The sequence below is a fragment of the Methylovirgula sp. genome (assembly GCF_037200945.1).
Classification (GTDB): Bacteria; Pseudomonadota; Alphaproteobacteria; order Rhizobiales; family Beijerinckiaceae; genus Methylovirgula.
On the sequence record NZ_JBBCGP010000001.1, the window covers coordinates 1,596,888 to 1,616,171 of the forward strand.

21 protein-coding genes are annotated in these 19,284 nt (G+C 59.9%); 7 read left to right on the top strand and 14 right to left on the bottom strand.

Translation table 11 applies throughout. The annotated features are described in order from the left end of the window. The first annotated feature begins 23 nt into the window (after window positions 1–23). From WDN02_RS07785 to WDN02_RS07795, 3 genes are read left to right on the top strand one after another with little or no spacing between them, the layout of a single operon-like run. Window positions 24–1,766 (top strand): fumarate reductase/succinate dehydrogenase flavoprotein subunit, encoded by a 1,743-nt coding sequence (locus WDN02_RS07785; RefSeq protein WP_337292944.1) that lies wholly within the window; start codon window positions 24–26, stop codon window positions 1,764–1,766. An 8-nt stretch (window positions 1,767–1,774) separates the two neighbouring features. Further along, window positions 1,775–2,008: a ferredoxin family protein gene (locus WDN02_RS07790; RefSeq protein ID WP_337292945.1), complete on the top strand. Its 234-nt coding sequence runs from the start codon at window positions 1,775–1,777 to the stop codon at window positions 2,006–2,008. A gap of 3 nt (window positions 2,009–2,011) precedes the next feature. After that, entirely contained in the window at window positions 2,012–2,965 is a 954-nt protein-coding gene (locus WDN02_RS07795) for a HEAT repeat domain-containing protein (RefSeq protein ID WP_337292946.1), read from the top strand. Here the strand turns inward: WDN02_RS07795 and WDN02_RS07800 are convergent, their stop codons facing one another. Genes WDN02_RS07800 through WDN02_RS07825 form a run of 6 tightly spaced genes read right to left on the bottom strand, consistent with a single transcriptional unit; the run spans window position 2,966 to window position 8,754 of the window. After that, window positions 2,966–3,826 (bottom strand): ABC transporter ATP-binding protein, encoded by an 861-nt coding sequence (locus WDN02_RS07800; protein ID WP_337292947.1) that lies wholly within the window; start codon window positions 3,824–3,826, stop codon window positions 2,966–2,968. It abuts the gene before it with no gap. 1 nt (window position 3,827) lies between these two features. Next, on the bottom strand, window positions 3,828–4,709 hold the full coding sequence (locus WDN02_RS07805) for an ABC transporter permease (RefSeq protein WP_337292948.1): 882 nt from the start codon (window positions 4,707–4,709) through the stop codon (window positions 3,828–3,830). Then, window positions 4,706–5,554, bottom strand: coding sequence for an ABC transporter ATP-binding protein (locus tag WDN02_RS07810; RefSeq protein WP_337292949.1), 849 nt, complete (start codon window positions 5,552–5,554; stop codon window positions 4,706–4,708). The genes WDN02_RS07805 and WDN02_RS07810 overlap by 4 nt, the downstream gene beginning before the upstream one ends. Window positions 5,555–5,556: 2 nt before the next feature. After that, window positions 5,557–6,819, bottom strand: coding sequence for an ABC transporter permease subunit (locus tag WDN02_RS07815; protein WP_337292950.1), 1,263 nt, complete (start codon window positions 6,817–6,819; stop codon window positions 5,557–5,559). A gap of 8 nt (window positions 6,820–6,827) precedes the next feature. Next, entirely contained in the window at window positions 6,828–7,964 is a 1,137-nt protein-coding gene (locus WDN02_RS07820; protein ID WP_337292951.1) for an ABC transporter substrate-binding protein, read from the bottom strand. A gap of 22 nt (window positions 7,965–7,986) precedes the next feature. Further along, window positions 7,987–8,754 carry a Crp/Fnr family transcriptional regulator gene (locus WDN02_RS07825; RefSeq protein ID WP_337292952.1) on the bottom strand — a complete coding sequence of 256 codons (768 nt, stop codon included), beginning with the start codon at window positions 8,752–8,754 and terminating at the stop codon, window positions 7,987–7,989. A 339-nt stretch (window positions 8,755–9,093) separates the two neighbouring features. On the opposite strand from WDN02_RS07825, the gene WDN02_RS07830 reads away from it, so the two are divergent. Continuing rightward, window positions 9,094–10,806 carry a porin gene (locus tag WDN02_RS07830; protein WP_337292953.1) on the top strand — a complete coding sequence of 571 codons (1,713 nt, stop codon included), beginning with the start codon at window positions 9,094–9,096 and terminating at the stop codon, window positions 10,804–10,806. Between the two features lie 71 nt (window positions 10,807–10,877). Here the strand turns inward: WDN02_RS07830 and WDN02_RS07835 are convergent, their stop codons facing one another. The 7 genes from WDN02_RS07835 to ssuD all read right to left on the bottom strand — a co-directional run bounded on the left by WDN02_RS07835 (window position 10,878) and on the right by ssuD (window position 16,348). Then, the gene (locus WDN02_RS07835; RefSeq protein WP_337292954.1) at window positions 10,878–11,105 is read right to left on the bottom strand and encodes a hypothetical protein; all 228 of its coding nucleotides are present in this window, start codon (window positions 11,103–11,105) and stop codon (window positions 10,878–10,880) included. A gap of 224 nt (window positions 11,106–11,329) precedes the next feature. Continuing rightward, window positions 11,330–11,737: a hypothetical protein gene (locus WDN02_RS07840; RefSeq protein ID WP_337292955.1), complete on the bottom strand. Its 408-nt coding sequence runs from the start codon at window positions 11,735–11,737 to the stop codon at window positions 11,330–11,332. Between the two features lie 218 nt (window positions 11,738–11,955). After that, on the bottom strand, window positions 11,956–12,444 hold the full coding sequence (locus WDN02_RS07845) for a metallophosphoesterase (protein ID WP_337292956.1): 489 nt from the start codon (window positions 12,442–12,444) through the stop codon (window positions 11,956–11,958). Between the two features lie 26 nt (window positions 12,445–12,470). Further along, the gene (locus WDN02_RS07850; protein ID WP_337292957.1) at window positions 12,471–13,274 is read right to left on the bottom strand and encodes an ABC transporter permease; all 804 of its coding nucleotides are present in this window, start codon (window positions 13,272–13,274) and stop codon (window positions 12,471–12,473) included. A 65-nt stretch (window positions 13,275–13,339) separates the two neighbouring features. Then, a complete protein-coding gene (locus tag WDN02_RS07855; protein ID WP_337292958.1) occupies window positions 13,340–14,137 on the bottom strand; it encodes an ABC transporter ATP-binding protein in 798 nt (265 codons plus the stop codon). Window position 14,138: 1 nt separating this feature from the next. Beyond that, window positions 14,139–15,140 (bottom strand): ABC transporter substrate-binding protein, encoded by a 1,002-nt coding sequence (locus WDN02_RS07860; RefSeq protein WP_337292959.1) that lies wholly within the window; start codon window positions 15,138–15,140, stop codon window positions 14,139–14,141. Window positions 15,141–15,160: 20 nt separating this feature from the next. Next, entirely contained in the window at window positions 15,161–16,348 is a 1,188-nt protein-coding gene (ssuD, locus tag WDN02_RS07865; protein WP_337292960.1) for an FMNH2-dependent alkanesulfonate monooxygenase, read from the bottom strand. A 199-nt stretch (window positions 16,349–16,547) separates the two neighbouring features. On the opposite strand from ssuD, the gene WDN02_RS07870 reads away from it, so the two are divergent. Further along, window positions 16,548–16,856 (top strand): hypothetical protein, encoded by a 309-nt coding sequence (locus WDN02_RS07870; RefSeq protein ID WP_337292961.1) that lies wholly within the window; start codon window positions 16,548–16,550, stop codon window positions 16,854–16,856. A gap of 24 nt (window positions 16,857–16,880) precedes the next feature. On the opposite strand, the gene WDN02_RS07875 is transcribed toward WDN02_RS07870, so the two are convergent. After that, complete coding sequence (locus tag WDN02_RS07875) at window positions 16,881–17,492, bottom strand: ABATE domain-containing protein (protein WP_337294892.1); 612 nt, start codon at window positions 17,490–17,492, stop codon at window positions 16,881–16,883. A 164-nt stretch (window positions 17,493–17,656) separates the two neighbouring features. Between WDN02_RS07875 and WDN02_RS07880 the strand changes: the two genes are divergently transcribed. After that, the gene (locus WDN02_RS07880; protein WP_337292962.1) at window positions 17,657–18,352 is read left to right on the top strand and encodes an alpha/beta hydrolase; all 696 of its coding nucleotides are present in this window, start codon (window positions 17,657–17,659) and stop codon (window positions 18,350–18,352) included. A 61-nt stretch (window positions 18,353–18,413) separates the two neighbouring features. Beyond that, a complete protein-coding gene (locus tag WDN02_RS07885) occupies window positions 18,414–19,280 on the top strand; it encodes an alpha/beta hydrolase (protein ID WP_337292963.1) in 867 nt (288 codons plus the stop codon). Window positions 19,281–19,284: the final 4 nt, after the last annotated feature.

Below are 19,284 nucleotides of genomic sequence, written 5' to 3' on the forward strand. Positions count from 1 at the left end.
ACTTCTCAGCGCGGACTTTGCTTATGAGCCAACCCATTACCCATGAAGTCGAAACCGATATCCTTGTGATCGGTGGCGGCACCGGCGGCCCCATGGCGGCCATCAAGGCCAAGGAGAAGAACCCAGCGCTCCGCGTGGTCCTTATGGAGAAGGCCAACGTCAAGCGCAGCGGCGCCATCAGCATGGGCATGGACGGGCTGAACAACGCGGTCATTCCCGGCCATGCGACGCCCGAGCAATATGTGAAAGAGATCACGATCGCCAACGACGGGATCGTCCATCAGCCGGCGGTGATGGCCTATGCGCAGCGCAGTTTCGAGATGATCCAATATCTCGATTCCCTCGGCGTGAAATTCGAGAAAGACGGCACCGGCGAATACAACGTCCGCAAGGTGCATCATATGGGCACTTACGTTCTGCCGATGCCGGAGGGCCATCACGTCAAGAAGGCGCTCTATCGCCAGCTTCGGCGGCTGCGCGTCGACATCACCAATCGCTTCATGGCGACGCGGCTTCTGACCGCGCCGGACGGACGCATCGCCGGCGTTATTGGCGTCAACACGCGCACATCGGAATTCATCTTCGTCCGTGCGAAAGCCGTGGTCTTGGCATGTGGGGCCGCCGGGCGGCTGGGCCTGCCAGCATCCGGCTATCTCTTCGGGACCTATGAGAATCCCGCCAATTGCGGCGACGGCTATGCGATGGCCTTCCACGCCGGCGCGGCACTCGCCAATCTCGAATGCTTTCAGATCAATCCGCTGATCAAGGATTACAACGGCCCGGCCTGCGCCTATGTTACCGGGCCGCTCGGCGGCTATACCGCCAATGCGAAAGGCAACCGCTTCATCGAATGCGATTATTGGAGCGGTCAGATGATGCTCGAATTCTATCGCGAACTCGAAGGCGGCAACGGTCCCGTCTTTCTCAAGCTCGATCATCTTGCGGAAGAAACGATAGGCCAGATCGAACAAATTCTGCACACCAACGAACGCCCAAGCCGCGGCCGTTTCCATGAAGGGCGCGGGACGAATTATCGTCAGCGCATGGTTGAGATGCATATATCCGAGATCGGACTTTGCTCAGGCCATAGCGCGTCGGGCGTATGGGTCGACGAACACGCACGCACGACCGTTCCCGGCCTTTACGCAGTCGGCGACATGGCGAGCGTGCCGCATAATTATATGCTCGGCGCTTTCGTCAACGGCGCCTATGCCGGCGAGGACGCCGCGGATTTTTGTGTCGAACACGATCTCGGCACGCTTGATCAAGAGTCCGTCGCCAAGGAGCAAGAGCGCGTGCTGGCACCAACGCGCCGCGATGACGGCCTGACGCCGGAAGAGGTCGAATATAAGACGCGCCGGATGGTCAACGACTATCTGCAGCCGCCAAAGGTCACGCGAAAGATGGAGATCGGCCTCGCACGCTTTGGTGAGATCCGTGAGGATTTGTCGTCGCTCGTTGCGCGTGACGCACATGAATTGATGCGCGCGATGGAGGTCCATTCGATTTTGGATTGCGCCGAAATGGCCGCGCGCGCCTCTCTGTTCCGGACGGAGAGCCGCTGGGGCCTTTATCATCGTCGCGTCGATTATCCCGAAACCGACAACGACAATTGGTTCTGTCATACGCTGCTCGAAAAGCAGTCCGATGGCACCACGGCATCGCGCAAACTGCCGATCGCGCCCTATATCGTGCCGGTGCCGGAAGCCGATCGCGGGTCATACAACCATATGCGGCTGAAGCCTGCCGCTGTCGCCGCCGAATAGGAGTTATCATGCCGCTTGGCACCCATACGACCAGCATGCCGGTTCAGGTCAATGCCGACAAATGTATCGCCGGAAAGGGCTGTACGGTCTGCGTCGATGTCTGCCCGCTCGACGTTCTGCGAATCGATGAAAAGCTGGGCACTGCTTATATGCGCTACGACGAGTGCTGGTATTGCCTGCCTTGCGAGGTTGATTGCCCGACGCAGGCGATCACGGTCAACATCCCTTATCTTTTGCGGTGACGTATGGGCCTGTTCGAGGATCAACTCGGCGATCTTGATGATTTGCTCGAAAAGCTTGGCGCGCCGGATGCCGCGACGCGGCGCGTAGCATTGGCCGAACTTGCCGATCTCGGTGACAATTCCGCGGTGCCTTCCATCGTCGCTGCGTTGAAGGATGAGAATGCCGGTGTTCGGGAGGCTGCCGCACGCGCGCTCGATGCTTTCGACGGCGCGCAGGCTGCGTCGGCCCTCGCTGGCGCGCTGGCCGATCCCGTAGCCTCTGTGCGCCGCGCCGTGACCGAGGTTCTTGCCGATAAGAAGGACCCCGCCGCGGCGCCGCTGCTGATCGATTTGTTGACGCATCCGGAAGCGTCCGTGCGGGCGGCGGCGCTCTCCGCGCTGGTCGGCTTGCGCGACCCGGCGGCGCTGACGCCGGCTCTGGTAGCGCTGCATGACGGAGATTCGGAAGTCCGAAGAAACGCGGCGGAAGTGCTTGGATGGTTGCGTGCGCCGCAGGCAACGCTGGGCCTCGTCGCGGCCTCGCGTGACGAAAACCCGGAGGTTCGCCGCGCTGCGGTTGCCGCTCTCGCCTTTGCTGGCGATGCCGCGCAAGCCGCTCTTGTTGCCGCCGTGACTGATCCCGATTGGCAGGTGCGCGAGAGCGCTGCGAGCGTCCTGAGCAAGCTTGCGTCACCCGAAAGCGTTCAAGCTCTGATCGCGGCGCTGGGGGATGACATCTGGCAGGTGCGCGTCAAGGCTGCGGCGAGTCTCGGCAAACTGCGCGCCCCCTCAGCGATTCCCGCGCTCGGCGCGGCGCTCGATCATCCAATCAGCAACCTCCGCAAGGAGGCGACGGCCGCCTTGGGCGAGATTAGCGATATACGAGCGTTGCCATTTCTTGCCGCGCACGCCGATGATCCCGATCCGGATGTACGCAAGCTCAATCGCTGGGCGACGGCGAAAGTCACCGCGACCTGATCACACCACGGCACTTCTGAGGCTATAGGCTTCGATGAAATCCGCCGCCGCCTTGCTGCCGCCGGCGAACGCCTTCATCGCTTCTTCGTGCAGAAGCGACAGGGCTTCAAGCTTGATCGCATTGGCGCGATCGTCGCGGAAAATCGCATTGTAATCACGCGGCCGGGGCAGATCGACCTCGATAATCGCGCGGACCTTGGTGGGACAAGCGCTCATGACGATCAGCCGATCGGCGAGGAAAATCGCCTCGTCGATATCCGTCGTGACGAAGAAGTTCGTGCGCTTTTCGTCCTCGCAGAGCTTGGCCAGATAATCGACCATCAGCTTTTTCGTCATGGCGTCCAGACCGCGGAACGGCTCGTCGAGGATCATGACCGCGGGGTTGTTGACCAATGCGCGGGCAAGCTCGGCGCGCCGTTGCATACCCCCTGACAATTGCGCCGGATAGCGATCGCGGAACGCGCGCAGGCCCACCTTGTCGAGGAGGAAATCGATGAGGATTTTCGTCGCCGCGTTGGCCTCGCCGCGCGCTTGCGGTCCGTAAAGGACATTCTTCGCGGTCGTCATCCAGGGAAACAAGGCCGTCTCCTGGAAGACGACAAGCCGGTCCTTGCCGGGACCGGTTACGGGCATGCCGCCCGCGATGATTTCGCCGCGCGTCGGCTTTTCGAAACCCGCGATGAGGCGGATCAACGTGCTCTTGCCGGCGCCGGATGGCCCGATCATCACCGTGAATTTGTTCGGCTCAATAGTGAAAGAACAATCCTCAATTACCTGTGTCGCGAACGGGCCGTGGCCGTAAGATTTGCTCACGTTGCGGACGATGATCTCGCCCGGCTGGCTTTGTGCCGCCTCGGTCATGCTAGCGCAGCCTCCGCCAGGGCGTGATGCGATTCTCGATGAGCCGCACTGCGACGCTCGACAGATATCCGGCGATGCCGATCGAGAACATGCCGACGATGATGTCGGGATAGGAGCCGCCAATGTAGGAATTCCAGATGAAGAAACCCAATCCGCCGCCCGAAGATGCGCCGCCGCCGCCACCGCCGGAGATCATCTCTGCTGCGACCACTACTTCCCAAGTGATTCCGATGCCGACTTCCATGCCCGTGCAGATCGAGGGCAAGGTGGCGGGAAGCAGGATGCGACGGAAAATATTCCAGCGTGTCGCGCCCATCGAGCGCGCGGCCTGGATCAGACGGATGTCGATCGACCGGGCGCCGCCGAGCACATTCAGCACGATCGTGTAGAAGGCGCCGAGGAAGATGACGAAATCGATCGAAAGCTCCTGCGTCGGCCAGAAGATGATCGAGGCGGGCACCCAGGCGAGAGGTGGGATCGGGCGCAGCAATTCGAAGACCGGAAAGGCAATTCCGCGAAAGGTCTTGTTGATCGCGAGGAAAAGCCCAAAAGGAACGCCGACGAGCGTGGCCGCCGAAAAGCCAAGCAGCACGCGCAGGAAGCTCCAATACCAGCTTTGCCAATAGCCGGGATCGCGCACGAGTTGCGACCATGCGATGGCCACCGAGATCGGCGACGGGACAGCGCCCAGAATGGGCAGCGCGTGGCCGAGCCAGACGCGGCTCGTCGAGCCAATCTCCCAAATCGCAAGCGCAATGGCGATCGAGATGAGCGCGCGCCTTGTCCCGAGCGCAAGAAAAGGATTGCCCGAGCGCCGCACGCGCACACTGCGCGTCGCGGCGTCCCCCGTCCCCGTCGCGGTGCTGACAATATCGGCGCTCATGAGCCCTCTGCCTCGCCGAGTTCGAAGGACTTTATGGCTTCTTCATCGACCGCCGCGGAAATGTCGGCTGCGAGTTCGCGGAAGCGCGGGCTTGTGAGCACGGTGTAATTGCGCGGATAGGGAATATCGATGTCGATGACCCGCTTGGGACGGCATGGCCGCGAGGTCATGACGATGACCCGATGGCCGAGGAAGATTGCCTCTTCAAGATCGTGCGTAATGAAGAAAATCGTGATGCCCGTGCGACGGTGCGTCTCGAGCAAGGCTTCGTGCATCACCGATTTGGTGAGCGCATCCAGCGCACGGTAAGGCTCATCGAGCAGCAGGACGGTTGGATCGTTGATCAGCGCGCGAACGATCTCGACGCGGCGGCGCAGGCCGGAAGAAATTTCGCCCGGATATTCGTTTTCGTGACCTTCGAGTCCGGCCTCCGCCATCAGATAGCGTGCCTTTTCGAAAGCCTCGGCGCGGCTGAGCGTTTTCTGGACCAACGGGCCGAACGCGATATTTTCGAGATTGGTCTTCCACGGAAACAATGCGCCGTTCTGGAAGACTACGACGCGGTCCGAACCGATCGGGGCTTTCGGCTGGCCGGGGCCGCAGAGCAATTTGCCGTCAAGATAGATGGCGCCGCCGTCGAGGCCGTGAAAACCGGCAATCGCATTCAGCAACGTGGTCTTGCCGCAGCCCGAGGGGCCGACGATCATGCAAATTTCGCCTGCTGCGACATCGAAACTGCAATGATCGACGGCGAGCACACGCGCGCCGTCTGGATCATAGAGCTTCACCGCATTGTCGATCTTGAGCGCGCCGCGCGGCGGGGCGCTGACGGCAGCGAGGCTCATGCTCAGGCCTCCATCGCGAGCTGGCGCGCCCGCGCGCGCATCGCCCAATCGCCGGCGACTCGAACCAGCGCGCTCGTGAGATAGCCGACGATGCCGAGGGTCAGCATGGCGATCACGATCGTCGGATATTCGACCGTCGTGTAGGAGGTGTTGATGAGATAGCCGAGGCCGAACTGGCCCGACACCATTTCTGCTGCAACAAGCGAAAACCAGGCGACGCCGACCGAGATTTGCAATCCCGTAAAGATGAAGGGCATCGCGCCGGGCACGATCACATGGCGGAAAATTTGTAATTTCGAGGCGCCGAGGCAACTCGCCGCAAGCACGTAAGATTTGTCGATCGATTTGACGCCCAGCATCGTGTTGAGCGCTGTCGCATAGAACGAGGCGAGGAAGGTCAGGAAGATCACCGGCAGTTCCGAACCGGGGAACATGATGATCGCCAGCGGCACCCAGGCAAGAATCGGAATCGGCCGGATGATCTCGAACAAGGGGAAGAGATAGTCCTTGAAGGCGCGCGACCAGCCGAGCAGCAGACCAAACGGCACGCCGAGTGTCGTCGCCAGCGTGAAGGCGATCGCGATGCGCTGCACGCTGACAAGAATGTGCTGATAATAGACCGGCGTATAAATCGAGACGCCATAGGTCGGGTCGCGGCTCAGCCATTCCTGCAGAACCTGCGTCAGGCCCGGCATTTCGGCAAAGCGCGGCAGCTTCAATACTTCGACCGACAGATACCAGAATCCGAGCAGCAGGGCATAACCGACCAGGCCGAGATAAGGCGCTGGCGAGCGCAGCCAGTGCGCCAATCGATAAAACGCAAGTTCGATAGCTTTAGAACGGCGGTCTTCGGGGTGACGAATATCCTGCAACGCGCCCGCGACCTGTTCACGCATCGCCGTGCCGTCGTGCGCCTCGGCGGCAGCAAGGTCAAGGACGCGATTGCCGTCAATGCGCAGCAGGCTCGCCGCGGTTACGGCGATTGCGCGATAGCGGCGGCCGGCCTTGCCGCCGAGCGCCGTCCAGCCGAAGGCCTCGCCGGCTTGGACGGCTTGCGACGGGAGTGACGCACCGCTGCCCGAGGGTTCGAGCAGGACGGTGCCGTCGCGGATGATATAGAGCGCATTAGCAGTTGCGCCCGACTCGTAGATGAGATCGCCTTCCAAGGCTTCAACCGGCTGCGCCGCGTCCGCAAGCTCCGCGAGAATGGGCGGCGACAACGTAAACGGCAAAGCCTTGGCGATCAGATCTTGAAGGTCGCTCATGCGCGGCCCTATCTGAAGGCGGTCTCGGGCGCGCCCTTGATCACGCCGACCGGCACCGTAAGCTTGCGCTCTTTCAGGACCTCGGCGGTATAGTCCGGCAGGATAGCGTCGTCCGCCAGTTTCTCCACCGCAATGCTCTTGACCGAATGCAGGAAGGCCGTGTCCTTGGCGATGAGCGCAAGCGCATCTTTCGAGAATCCGAAGGGCAAGGTCAGCCGGATCGGACCACCGCCGCTTGCGGCGGGATAGGCGCCGAATACCGCTTGCCACAATTCCTTCTGCGTGAAGCCGGTGGTTTGCGCTTTCAGGAGTTCAGCGACTTTGCTGGCGTTCTTTGGATCGGCGAGAAAGAGTTCGGCATCAAGCTCGGTCTCGAGCCAGGCCTTGATGACATCTGGCCGCTGTTTGATGAGATCCGCACGGGCATCCAGAAACGCACCGTCCGGCTCGTTGAAATTGTAACCGCTGGCGACGCGGCGGGCGAGGCCTTCAGCGACGAGACGCGAGGCTGTCGGCTCCCAGAGTACGGCGCCGTCGATCTTGCCGACGCGGAAGCCGCTGGTGATGACTTCGATGCTTTGATTGAGATAGGCGCTCGGCGTCACGTTGTTCTTTTGGAAGACGGCTTGCGCGAAGCGATCCGAGCAGCTTCCTTTCGGCGTGGCGACGGTCTTGCCGTTGAGCCATCCGACGGCGGCTTTGGCATCGGCAAATTGCGGCGCATCGCTGCGGACGAAAAAGACATTGCACTCGTCATGGCCGAGACCAATGTTGGCGAGGATGCGCAGATCGGCGACATTGCGTTTCGTCGCACCGACGATGGCTGGCATATCGCCGAGATAGCCGAGGCTCGCCTTGCCTGCCAGCATGGCGTTGACGATGATCGCGCCCTGCAGGCCGACGTGAAATTCGACCGTCGAGCCGGCGGGCAAATGGCTTTTCCATAATTGCAGGCCATTGATGACGGCGCCGGACCAAGCCTCGCTGTAATAGGGCTGATAGCCGACGACGAGGTGGATGGGATCGCCGGGTTTGCCGTAGTCCAGGTCCGCGGCGCGCGCGTTATTGGTTGCGGCCAAATTGGTTGCGGCAAAGCCGAGACCAGCCAATGCCCAAATACCCAGACGTTTTAGAAATAGGCTCACGGAATTTTCTCCTGTTCGGTAATCAGCAGCCGGCGATCGCGCGAAGCGCGTCATGCCGGAGAATGACGAGGCGGCGATCGCCGATTTCGATGAGCCCGCGCTTGCGGAACTTCTCGATATTTATGGAAACCCATTGCCGCGTCGCGCCGACCATTGCCGCGAGTTCTTCATGCGAAGGCATGTCGGCGATGACGATGGCGTTTTCGGATTCGACGCCCTTGAGCGTCGTGAGATTGAGAAGAAGAAGCGCCAGCCGTTCAACGACGGAACGTGTGCCGAGCATCTGCAGCAGCGACGAATAGCATTTACCCTTGTAGGCAAGACCCTGCACGAGGCCGATCGCGAAGTTCGGAATTTCCGACATCAGACGGCGCACGACAGGGCCCGGGAGACGGATCGCTTCGCCACTCTTCACACCGACGCCTGACCAGACATGCGGCGCTTCGCCGAAGATATCTGGGCCGCCGACAAAATTACCGGGTGTCCAATTGGCAAGCGTGATCTCGCGCCCATTCGGTGCCGAATACAGACTGCGGACAATTCCATCGCGCAGAATGAAGATACCGCGATGCGGGTCGCCCTGCCGAAAGAGAAGATCGCTCGGCGCGAAGCGAATGGATTCGCCCGCGGCCATAACTTGCTTCGATTCGTGTTCAGTCAGTGCCGCGAAAATATCGGGGACGCCAGCCAGATTTGGCAGTGACTCGAAGAGCAATAACGACGTGTTGCCATGCGCAGGGCCGGCTTCCGCCTCATCGGCGCCGAATCGTCTTTTTGCGATTGCAGTCAAAAGTGTTCAGCTCCCCGGCGCCGCATTCGGATGGGCGGAGCAAGGGCTTAAAATCCCGCATCAAATTATAAAGTCAATGGATTTAATGTATTAATGGCGAGGATGTAGGCGCGGCGATGGCCGTAAGCAGCCATAAGCAGCCTGCAACGCTTAGGCTGTTGAATTGGCGTAGGAAGATCTTTTTGCTCCAAGACGGCACAAAACGTGACATATTTATGAATATGGACGCGAACCGTGGCCAAAATAACACGCGATTTAACTCCCACACCTAATGTCTAGTTACTTAGTTGACTAAGACCCCCTTTTTAAACTTGAGTTTATAAATCCAGAGGGGGTTCCATGAACAACAACACTTTTTTCCGGCACCGGGTCCGGTACCGCGGAGTGGGCACGAGCCTGCTCTGCTTTCTAATGGCGACGAGCGTCCTCGCTGGCGGCGCCAGCCAGGCTTTCGCTGACGACAGCGCATCCATCCACCGGCTGGAAGCTGAGATTCAGCGCATCGAAGCGCGCCATCAGCAGGAAATCGGGGCTCTGCGCGCCGAAATCCATCATTTGCGTCATCGCGAAGGCGGCCCGATCTACGTCAACAAGGACGAGGAGCCCGGGGCGCTGCTGCCGCATGTCATCGAGAGCGAAAAGGGCCCGGTGCATTTCGGCTTCGCCAGCGGCGACGGCCAGAACACGGTTGAGCTTACGGGTCGTCTGCATATCGATACCGGTGGTTATCTTGATACCAACCGGAATACGACCTCGTCTGGGTTCGCTTCGCATGGTCTTGCCAGCGGCATCAACTTCCGCCGCGCCCGTATCGGTGTCCAGGGCATCTTCCTCGGCGATTGGGCCTACGGCTTGATCTTCGATTTGGGCGGATCGAGCGACGGCTATAACGGCGGCGAGGCCCAAAATTCCGGTACCAGCACGTCGGGTATCGAAAACGCTTTCATCACCTACAACGGCTTCTATAAGCACGGTGGTCCGTTCCCCGTCGCCTTCGACATCGGCGCCATCGACGTGCCGTGGACCCTCGACGAGCCGAACGGTTCGAACGACATCATGTTCATGGAGCGCTCGAGCTCGCAGGTCATCGCGACGGCCTTCGGCGGCGGCGATAACCGCACCGCTTTGGGCTTCCGCTCGAACAATGATCGTTATTGGGTCGGCGCCTATCTGACCGGCCCGACGACCGGCCAATTGCACACCACGACAGCCTATTCGGATCAGCCGGCCGCCAACGGGACGGGAGAGGGTTTGGGGCCGCAGTTCGCCGCTCTGTTCCGCGCGACCTACAATCCCTATCAGGATAAGGCCTCCAATGCTTCGGTCCATTTAGGCTTCAATTTTGCCGATACGTTCGATCCGCGCTCGGGCGGAGCGCCGACAGGCACGGGTGCAGGCGCTTGGGGTGAGGGCTTCTCCCTGAGTGATCGGCCGGAACTGCGCGTCGATCCGACGGCTGAATTCGGTTCGACCATTCCGGCGCATGGCGGTCAGGTCTTCGGCGCGGAAGCTGCGGCGACCTACGAGAACTTCTACATCCAGGGCGAGTACTATCACTACATTGTTGATACGAGGAACTCCGCCACGGCCTTTGCTGCCACCAATGGCCCAGCGGTCGGCTTCAACGGCGGCTATGTCCAGACGAGCTACACGTTCGGCGGCCGGCGTTATTATAAGCCGACGACTGGCGCTTATTCGGGCGTGATCCCGGATCGTCCATTCATCTTTGGCACTGGTGGTTGGGGTGCGTTGGAAGTGGCTGGACGCTTCAGCATCGTCGATCTGAACGCGGCCGCGCCGTACCTCGCGGGTGCTGGCGGCGGCGCCGGAAATGCGGCTGGCATTATTCGCGGCGGCACCGCGGCTGCGGCGATCCTCGGTGGCGAGCAGACGTCTTATGGCGCCGGTCTCAACTGGTACCCGAACAACAACATCAAGTTCATGCTCGACTACGAGCATGTCATTGAGGATCTCCCCGCGACGCTGGGCGGCCCGAACACCCGCGGCGGCACGATCGACTGGATCGCGGCACGTTCGCAGGTCGTATTCTAAGCAAAAGCTACAAACGTCGAGGAAGCCCGGCAGGTCACGCTTGCCGGGCTTTTTTATTTAGGCTGGCAAGTCTACTGATCGGAGACCGGCGACGGGAGAACGCTATGGACTCCATAGGGATCGTCGTAGGCCGGCGTCGCGTTCAGCGGAGCGTGGTAGAGGTCGTAGTACTGACCGGAAACGTTTTCGCTGCGGCTGTAAGCAACGTGATGGTGACGATGATGATATTCGCCATCCGCAAAAGCCACGCCCGACGAAAGTGCAACAGCGATGAGTGACATAAGGAGGGACATCTTCATAACGTTTGCCTTCTATCTCGGTGCAGCGCGCAATGACGACCGCGCGCCCTGACCTCAATATTGCTCGGCAAAGCAATTATTCCATGCCCTATGTTTTAAATTCGGTTTTATGTAGTCTCGTTTACTTTCAAGTAGAGCTCTAAAACTTATTTTATACTTCCCATCGAAGCTGAATACCCAGAGCGAAAAACCTCGGCGGCGCAGAGAAAGACGCGGATCGGCGGTCAAGGCTGCCGAAGAAACGGCGCGCTTAGCTCCAGCACGCGTTCGCCGAGCGCATACCACCCCTGCGCAGCGAAACTGTCGTCGTGCAAGTAACAGCGCACTCGTACCTGACGCGAGCCGGGCGTGAAGATGAAATGCCGGCTCATCGGCGGGCATGTGACAAAGGAATGATATTTTGACAGCTGCGCGCAATTGACGAAGTGCGTGCCCCATTTCGTCTCGACGTGGCTGCGGCCGTTGACGACATCTTCGGGGAAGGTGTGCGTGTGGCCGCCGAGCCAGAGATCGACAGCGCCCGGATTGGCCGCGAGATAGGCTTCAAACTTCTGCGCCTTCGGTTCGTCGTCGATGAAATAGAGATAAGAGGCGCCTTCCGGCACGCCATCGACGCCAATGATAGCGCCCATGCCGCCAGCGCCCGTCCGGATAGCGCGAAACGCCTTCGTAGTCACCGGAAGCGACTGTCGTTTCCCGCAGCATGTGATGATGACAAGAGATGACAATGTCGTCGCCCGCGGCTTCGACTTCGCGCTGCCACCAGGCAAAGGTGTCTGACGTCACGGCGCCCGCGGGTGAGCCGCCGCCCGTCTCGCGGCGCCCGACCGGATAGGGCAGGTCGTTGCGGTCACTCATCATGAGAAAACGCATAGGGCCGCCGCGCGGCTTCAACGCCGGAAAAATCCGGGTTTTCGCTAAGCGGGTCGATCCACTTCCGAAACCACCAATTCGCGGGTTTGCCTCGGCTCGATTCCGCATCGCCTGGCGAGGCGTCGTGATTGCCAGCTACCGGATAGATCTGCTCACGCCGATGCTGCTTTAGCGCGCCGAACTGGCGAACGACTTCAGTGCCTTGTCGATCGTCCGGCAAATCCCACAATCCGGCATTGTCGCCGAGATCGAGTGCGATATCCCAACGGAATGGCGGACCGCCCAATTCGCTACCGAACTCGGATTGACGCAAGGCGTTGGCGAGACTTTCGGGATAGCCCGCGGGCGGGATGAATTCCATACCGTTACGAATGGCGTCCGATACGGCCTTGTCGGTTGCGACATGCGCGTCTGAAAAGACCCAGAGGTGAAACGCCTCCGGGTCTTCGGCTTCCAATGCGGCCAAAGCAAAATCTCCGAGTTAAGCAAGGTCTAACGTGCTGCGGGGCGCTGCATACCCCAGCGCTCGACGGTCCGGCGTTCGATCAGATGGAAGATCGCGAATTCGACGAAGAGACCGATAAGAATAACGGTCGCGAGCCCGGCAAACACGCGGTCGGTCAAGAGGTCGTTGCGATTGCGGTAAATGAACCAGCCGAGACCGCCGGTGCCAGAGCTGACGCCAAAGACAAGCTCGGACGCGATCAGCGTCCGCCAGGCAAAAGCCCAAGCGACCCTGAGGCCTGAAAGGATCGAAGGCAGCGCGGCAGGCAAAAGGATGTAGAGAATATAACGCGGGCCGCGCAGCCCATAATTCCGTCCGACGAGCCGTTGCGCCTCCGGTACTTGCTCGAAGCCGGCGAGCGCCGCCAATGAAAACGGCCAGACAACAGCGTGGACGAGTACAAAGAGGAGGCTCGCTTCGCCGAGCCCGAACCACAGCATTGCAAGCGGCAGAAGCGCGATGGCGGGCAGGGGATTGAAAATGGCAGTCAGTGTTTGCAGCACATCGCGCATGAATGGCAGCGTAACTGCCAGCGAGACGAGGACGAGCGCGATCGACAATGCCAGTGTGTAGCCTTTGAATAATTCCAGCAACGAGCTCGCCGCAGAACTCAAAAGGTCTTCCGACCCCGCCGATTGAAGGAGGGCGCTCACCGTTTCGGTGAAGCTCGGAAAGAGCAGAGGATTGGCTTTGATGAGGGCAGCGATCTGCCAGGCAATTGCCAATAGAGCGAGAACCGATAGTCGGCGCGCGATAAAGGAGCGGCGCAGCGAATTTAAGCTACGAAGCACAAAAGCCGAGGCCCCCCGGCTTTCCGGCGCTCGCAAGCGACGGTTCGCGGTGCGCGAGATTGAGTTCAGACATCTGATCGTCTCGCGCCAAATAAAACTTCGTGTACATCCCGGACAATGCCGTCAAAACGCGCCGAGCCGATGTCCTCAACTCCCAATGTGGATGTGTCGAACGTCGCAAGGGCGTGCGCAGGCTGGCCGCCCAAAAGCAGAAGCCGCGTGCTGATCAAGACCGCCTCGTCGATCGCATGCGTGACGAAGATCAAAGTCATCTGAAGTTCTTCTGCCAACTTCAACAGATCTTCCTGAAGCTGGCGACGCGTCAGAGCATCAAGCGCCGCGAACGGTTCGTCCATCAGCAGGATGTCAGGTTTGGTCGCCAGCGCCCGTGCGATCGCCGCACGCTGTTTCATGCCGCCGGAAAGCGTATGCGGATAGAAATCCACGGCGTGTGACAGCCCCACGGCGGTGAGCGCCGCGTCGGAGCGTTCGACGGCTTCGGCTTTGCCGAGTTTGCGCGCGACACGCAGCGGAAAAGCGACATTTTCCCGGATCGTTTTCCAGGGCAGCAATTGGTCGAATTCCTGGAAAACGACGATACGATCGGGCCCCGGGCCGGTGATCTTGCGGCCGCGTGTCTCAATCACGCCCGCCGCGGGTTTCAGGAAGCCGGCGACGGCTTTCAAAATCGAAGATTTGCCGCAGCCGGAGGGCCCGAGCAGCACGAGCCGTTCGCCGGATTCGATCGTGAACCCGATATTTTCGACGATGCGCGATGGGCCGGCGTCACCCAAATAATCGAGCGCGAGGCCGCGCGCTTCCAAAACTGGCACGGCCGATAAGTGCTGGGCGGTCGCGGCCATTCTAGCTTCCGTTTTCGCGCTTCAGCTCTTCGAAGACGTAGTCTTTCCAGCTCGACGGATGATGTTTGATCGCGCCGATCCGGTAGAGAAAATCGGCGAATTTTTTCGAGGACAATGGTGCGACTGTATATTCGACATCCGGCTCTTCGAGCGTGCTGGCGATGAAGGTCAGTGGAAGCTTCGAGTTCTCGACGTGGATGAAGGTTTGTGCGGCGTCCTTTGGATGCGTGGCGATCCAGGCTGTCGCCTCGCGCAACGCATCGACGAACGCTTCAAACGTCTTCGGATTGTCTTTTTGGAATTTGACGAGGGCGTAAAGTACGGTCGGTGTCACCTTGCCACCCAGAACGTCGTAAGATGAAAAGACTTTATGGACCTTTCGATCCGCCAGCTCTTTCTCCTGATACGGCGAGTTTGAGACATGGCCGGTGATTTCCGTCGCCCCGGATATCAGCCCGGCGGCCGCCTCCGGATGCGGAAGCGTGACGGTGATGTCGTCAAGGTCGTGCGCGTGACCCGTGCCTAACTGCTGCTCGGTCGCGATTTGCAAGATTCGCGATTGAACGGAAATCCCGGCGGCGGGGAGGGCAATCTTGTCGGACTTTGTGAAGTCTTTGAGCGTCTTGATGCTGGCTTTGTTGGTCAGAAGAAAATTTGGCTGTGCGCCGAGAGCGCCGACAATCTTGACCTCGCTCGGCGTATCGAGCGTCCGATCCCAGACGGTCAAAAAAGGTCCGATACCGGCGCCCGCGATGTCGATATTTCCTGACAGAAGCGCATCATTGACTGCAGCCCCGCCCGAGAGCTGATGCCATTCGGTCGTGATGTCGAGACCGAGGGCCTTGCCGTGCTTTTCAATGAGGCGCTGATCGCGGATGACATCGAGCGGCAGGAACACAGTGCCGAATTGCTGCACGATGCGGATCGATCCCTCCGCATGGAGAGGCGTCGCAAGCGCCATAGCGGCGATGATTGCGGCGCTGAGCGAACGGACGGGCTTCACGCGCACCTCTTGGTTTGAGATCAGGACTGTGAAGCGAGCTTTGAAGGTGGAACGACATTGGCGATGATTTCACCGAAGGGCCCGGCGTTGCGCACGGCCCTGCGTTCGTTGCCGGTTGTCGCGCGCAGCGGCAGCAGGGGAAACACCAGCTCCGCGAAGCGGTAGCATTCCTCCAGATGCGGATAACCGGAGAGGATGAAGCGATCGACGCCGACCGCCATATATTCCTTGATCCGCGCCGCCACCGTCTGCGGGTCGCCGACGATCGCCGTGCCAGCGCCGCCGCGGACCAGGCCGACGCCGGCCCAGAGATTGGGGCTGATCTCGAGATTGTCGCGTTTCCCGCCGTGCAAACTTGCCATGCGTTGCTGGCCGACGGAATCGAAACGCGCGAAGATTTTCTGCGCCGACGCGATGGTCTCGTCGTCGACCTTTTCGATTAATCTGTTTGCCGCATCCCAAGCTTCGGCTTCCGTTTCACGGACGATGACATGGAGACGAACCCCGTAGGAGAACTGGCGTCCCTTGGCCGCGGCGACCGCGCGCACTTCTGCCAATTTCTTGGCGACCTCGGCCGGTGGTTCGCCCCAGGTGAGATAGACGTCGACATGGTCCGCCGCGATGCGATGACCAGCGGCGGAGGAACCGCCGAAATAGAGTGGTGGATAGGGCTTCTGCACCGGCGGGTAGAGAAGCGTGCCGCCTTCGATTCTGAGATGCTCGCCCTTGTAGGTGACGGTCTCGCCTGCCATCAGGCCGCGCCAGATGTGCAGAAATTCGTCGGTCACCTCGTAGCGCTCGTCGTGATCGAGAAACAAGCCGTCGCCATGAAGCTCGACGGGATCGCCGCCGGTGACGACATTGATCAGCAAACGGCCGTTGGAGATGCGATCGAGCGTCGCCGCCATGCGCGCCGCCGCCGATGGCGCGATGAGGCCCGGCCTGACAGCCACGAGGAAGCGCAACCTTTGCGTGGAAGGGATCAGCGCCGATGCGACGACCCAGGCATCCTCGCATGAACGCCCCGTTGGCAGCAGGACACCAAAATAGCCGTTGTCGTCCGCTGCCTGCGCGATCTGGCGCATATAGGCGAGCGAAACTTCGCGCGCGCCTTCCTGGGTTCCGAGATAGCGGCCGTCGCCATGCGTCGGAATAAACCAAAGAATATCCGCTGCTTCCGCGGCTGGCGGGGGTTGAAGCTCAGTCATTTCAGTATCCGGTGAGAGACGACTGGGCGAATTCACCATAGGCGCGCTGCATAAGTCAATATAAACGGTAGACTATATATCTAAGCGCGTGGGTTGGACCGTTTGCATCCGCATGGACGCGCGGTTCGAACGAAATCGAACGCGGCCCGAGAAATTGTATTGAGGGCGGCGTCGACGCTCGTTGCCCTTTCACGAATTGATGATGTTCGAAACCGCGCCGATCAATAATTTAGGTGCGTTACCTCACATCGGAACGCCTCGGGCTAAGGCAAAGCGATTCCCACGTATTTTATGCAATCGGGGGGACAAAATGCCGGATGGGAAATCTTGGTCGGAGATGTCGTTGGAGGAAAAGGTCGAGCATCTTTACGAGAAAACGCAAGACGTGATTTCAATGCGAGCGGCGACCGAGTTTTCCGACAATATCGTCAGGATCGTCGATACCCTGGAGAGGGATTTGATCGAACTGCGGCGGCAAACCGGCTTTCGCCGCGAAGGTTCGGCGTGAGGCGGGGCGTGCATCGCCTCACAACTAATGTTCGTGCTTGAGCCGATGCCGATGCGCGGCCTGTTTTGCGCGATTTCCGCACATCGCCATGCTGCACCAGCGCCGCGAATGTGCGCGCGTGTGATCGGCAAAAAGCAGGGTGCAGACGGGGCCTTCGCAAGCTTTCACGTTCGAAAAATCTTCCGAGCACACAAATCGCGCTAGAGCCTCGCCAATCGGCAGCAGAAGTGACTCTGGCGAGCGCCACTTGCGCATGGTTTGAAGTGAGAGGCCCGAATTCCCGCTCTCGATGCGCCTGAATGCTTCATCGCGTTCGAGCAAACGATTCAATGGCCCCAGAGTGCTTAAATCCCGCGATGTGAGAGGAGCGCCTTTGTGCTTTTGTACAAACGCTCTGAACCATTCGCGAAGGCTTCGCGCCTGATCCGCGACATTGTCGAGTTCGCCGGGAAGCGCTTGTGCCCGAATGCTCTTGAGTGCGTCGTCGGGCACAAGCTGCGCCTGCTTCAGCCAATCCAGCAGGCCATCGCCATCGCCGATCCAGTCGACGGGCGTATCGACCGGCGTCGCGATCGAATTCAGGAAATCCAGCCCGAGTGCGTCGGCGACAAAAATTGCGGGTTGGTCTTGGCCCATCAAGCTTACCTCCGGAGCCAATCGCGGTGTCCGCGCGGCACCCATCCGTGAATATACGCCTAAAATAACCTGTCTGTCGGCTATTGACAAGTTATCTATTGCTATAGTAACCGTCATAATGAATTTAAAGAGGTTAGTTTTAGCTCGGTCAGAGGGAGGCAATTATGTCATTGCATAACGCGAGTGTTGTCTTGGCACATGGTGCCTGGGCCGACGGGACGAGCTGGGCAAAGATCATCGGGCCGCTAGCCGCGCGCGGCGTTCAGGTGTTTGCAGCGCAATTGCCTTTGACATCTTTCGAAGACGATGTTGCGGCTCTTGATCGGACGCTCGAACGCGCCGCGGGGCCGGTCGTCCTCGTCGGTCACGCCTACGCCGGAGCCGTCATTGGGGCGACGCGCAGCGACAAAGTGAAGGCTCTCGTTTATGTGGCGGCACTAGCGCCTGACGAAGGCGAGACGGTCGCCGACGTTTTCTACCGCGGCACACCGCATCCTCAGGCACCAAAGCTCGCGCCTGACAATCACGGCTTGATCTACCTGCCTGAAACAGTCTTCGCCTCTGCTTTTGCGCCGAATGCGCGGCCGGAGGAATTGGCTATATTGGCGGCGGTCCAGCGGCCGATTTCGCCGGCATGTATCAGCGTCGCCGTCGAGCGGCCGCTCTGGAAAGACCGTCCGGCGTGGTTCCTTGTGGCAGAGCAGGACCATATGATCATCGCGGAAAATCAGCGTTTCATGGCCGCGCGGATGAATGCCCGCGTGCGTGCCCATTCCGTCGATCATACACCGCTTGTCACGGCACCTTCTCTTGTCCTCGACATGATCGACGAGGCAATCGACAGCGTCGCCGCAGATTAGAGCCAGAAGACCGTAACCGTCGTTGTAGCTATTACCAAGTTACTTCAGTGAGGAAAAGCTCATGACCGCGATCACCTATCAAACCGCCAACGTCGATGGCTTCAACATCTTCTATCGCGAGGCAGGTGCGCCGAGCGCACCGAAGCTTCTCTTGCTTCACGGCTTTCCGACTTCGAGCCATATGTTTCGCGATCTCATTCCGCTTCTTGCCGGTCGTTTTCATATTGTCGCACCGGACCTGCCCGGATTTGGCCGGTCGGATATGCCGGCGCACGACACATTCGCTTATACGTTCGACCATATTGCCGAAATCATCGATCGCTTCACCGAAATCGTCGGTTTCGATCGTTACGCCGTCTATATTTTCGACTACGGCGCGCCCACCGGACTTCGCCTCGCGGTGAAACATCCCGACCGGATCACGGCAATCATCTCGCAAAACGGCAATGCTTACGAGGAGGGGTTGAGCGAAGGCTGGAATCCGATCCAGGCGTATTGGCGCGACGCTTCGGCTGCTAACCGCGAGGCGCTACGCGCTTTCCTCAAGCCTGAGGCGACAGTCTGGCAATATACGCACGGGGTCTCGGACACGACGAAGGTTTCGCCGGACGGCTATACGCTCGACAATTTCTATCTCGCGCGGCCTGGCGCCGACGAACCACAACTCGATCTCATGGGCGATTACAAAAGCAACGTCGCGCTCTACCCCACCTTTCAGGAATATTTCCGCACCCATAAGCCGCCGTTGCTGGCTGTGTGGGGCAAGAACGATCCGTTCTTCCTGCCGCCGGGCGCCGAGGCGTTCAAACGCGACATCCCCGAGGCAATCGTGCGCTTTGTCGATACCGGCCATTTTGCACTTGAGACGCATGCGGCGAAGATTGCCACGGCGATCCGCGATTTCCTCACTTCGACCGCGACGCGCTGATTGC

Bases quoted from the DNA above. Each gene is read 5' to 3' on its own strand.
- WDN02_RS07785 (WP_337292944.1), top strand. From the start codon at position 24: ATGAGCCAACCCATTACCCATGAAGTCGAAACCGATATCCTTGTGATC.
- WDN02_RS07790 (WP_337292945.1), top strand. From the start codon at position 1,775: ATGCCGCTTGGCACCCATACGACCAGCATGCCGGTTCAGGTCAATGCC.
- WDN02_RS07795 (WP_337292946.1), top strand. From the start codon at position 2,012: ATGGGCCTGTTCGAGGATCAACTCGGCGATCTTGATGATTTGCTCGAA.
- WDN02_RS07800 (WP_337292947.1), bottom strand. From the start codon at position 3,826: ATGACCGAGGCGGCACAAAGCCAGCCGGGCGAGATCATCGTCCGCAAC.
- WDN02_RS07805 (WP_337292948.1), bottom strand. From the start codon at position 4,709: ATGAGCGCCGATATTGTCAGCACCGCGACGGGGACGGGGGACGCCGCG.
- WDN02_RS07810 (WP_337292949.1), bottom strand. From the start codon at position 5,554: ATGAGCCTCGCTGCCGTCAGCGCCCCGCCGCGCGGCGCGCTCAAGATC.
- WDN02_RS07815 (WP_337292950.1), bottom strand. From the start codon at position 6,819: ATGAGCGACCTTCAAGATCTGATCGCCAAGGCTTTGCCGTTTACGTTG.
- WDN02_RS07830 (WP_337292953.1), top strand. From the start codon at position 9,094: ATGAACAACAACACTTTTTTCCGGCACCGGGTCCGGTACCGCGGAGTG.
- WDN02_RS07835 (WP_337292954.1), bottom strand. From the start codon at position 11,105: ATGAAGATGTCCCTCCTTATGTCACTCATCGCTGTTGCACTTTCGTCG.
- WDN02_RS07840 (WP_337292955.1), bottom strand. From the start codon at position 11,737: ATGGGCGCTATCATTGGCGTCGATGGCGTGCCGGAAGGCGCCTCTTAT.
- WDN02_RS07855 (WP_337292958.1), bottom strand. From the start codon at position 14,137: ATGGCCGCGACCGCCCAGCACTTATCGGCCGTGCCAGTTTTGGAAGCG.
- ssuD (WP_337292960.1), bottom strand. From the start codon at position 16,348: ATGACTGAGCTTCAACCCCCGCCAGCCGCGGAAGCAGCGGATATTCTT.
- WDN02_RS07870 (WP_337292961.1), top strand. From the start codon at position 16,548: ATGATGTTCGAAACCGCGCCGATCAATAATTTAGGTGCGTTACCTCAC.
- WDN02_RS07875 (WP_337294892.1), bottom strand. From the start codon at position 17,492: ATGGGCCAAGACCAACCCGCAATTTTTGTCGCCGACGCACTCGGGCTG.
- WDN02_RS07880 (WP_337292962.1), top strand. From the start codon at position 17,657: ATGTCATTGCATAACGCGAGTGTTGTCTTGGCACATGGTGCCTGGGCC.
- WDN02_RS07885 (WP_337292963.1), top strand. From the start codon at position 18,414: ATGACCGCGATCACCTATCAAACCGCCAACGTCGATGGCTTCAACATC.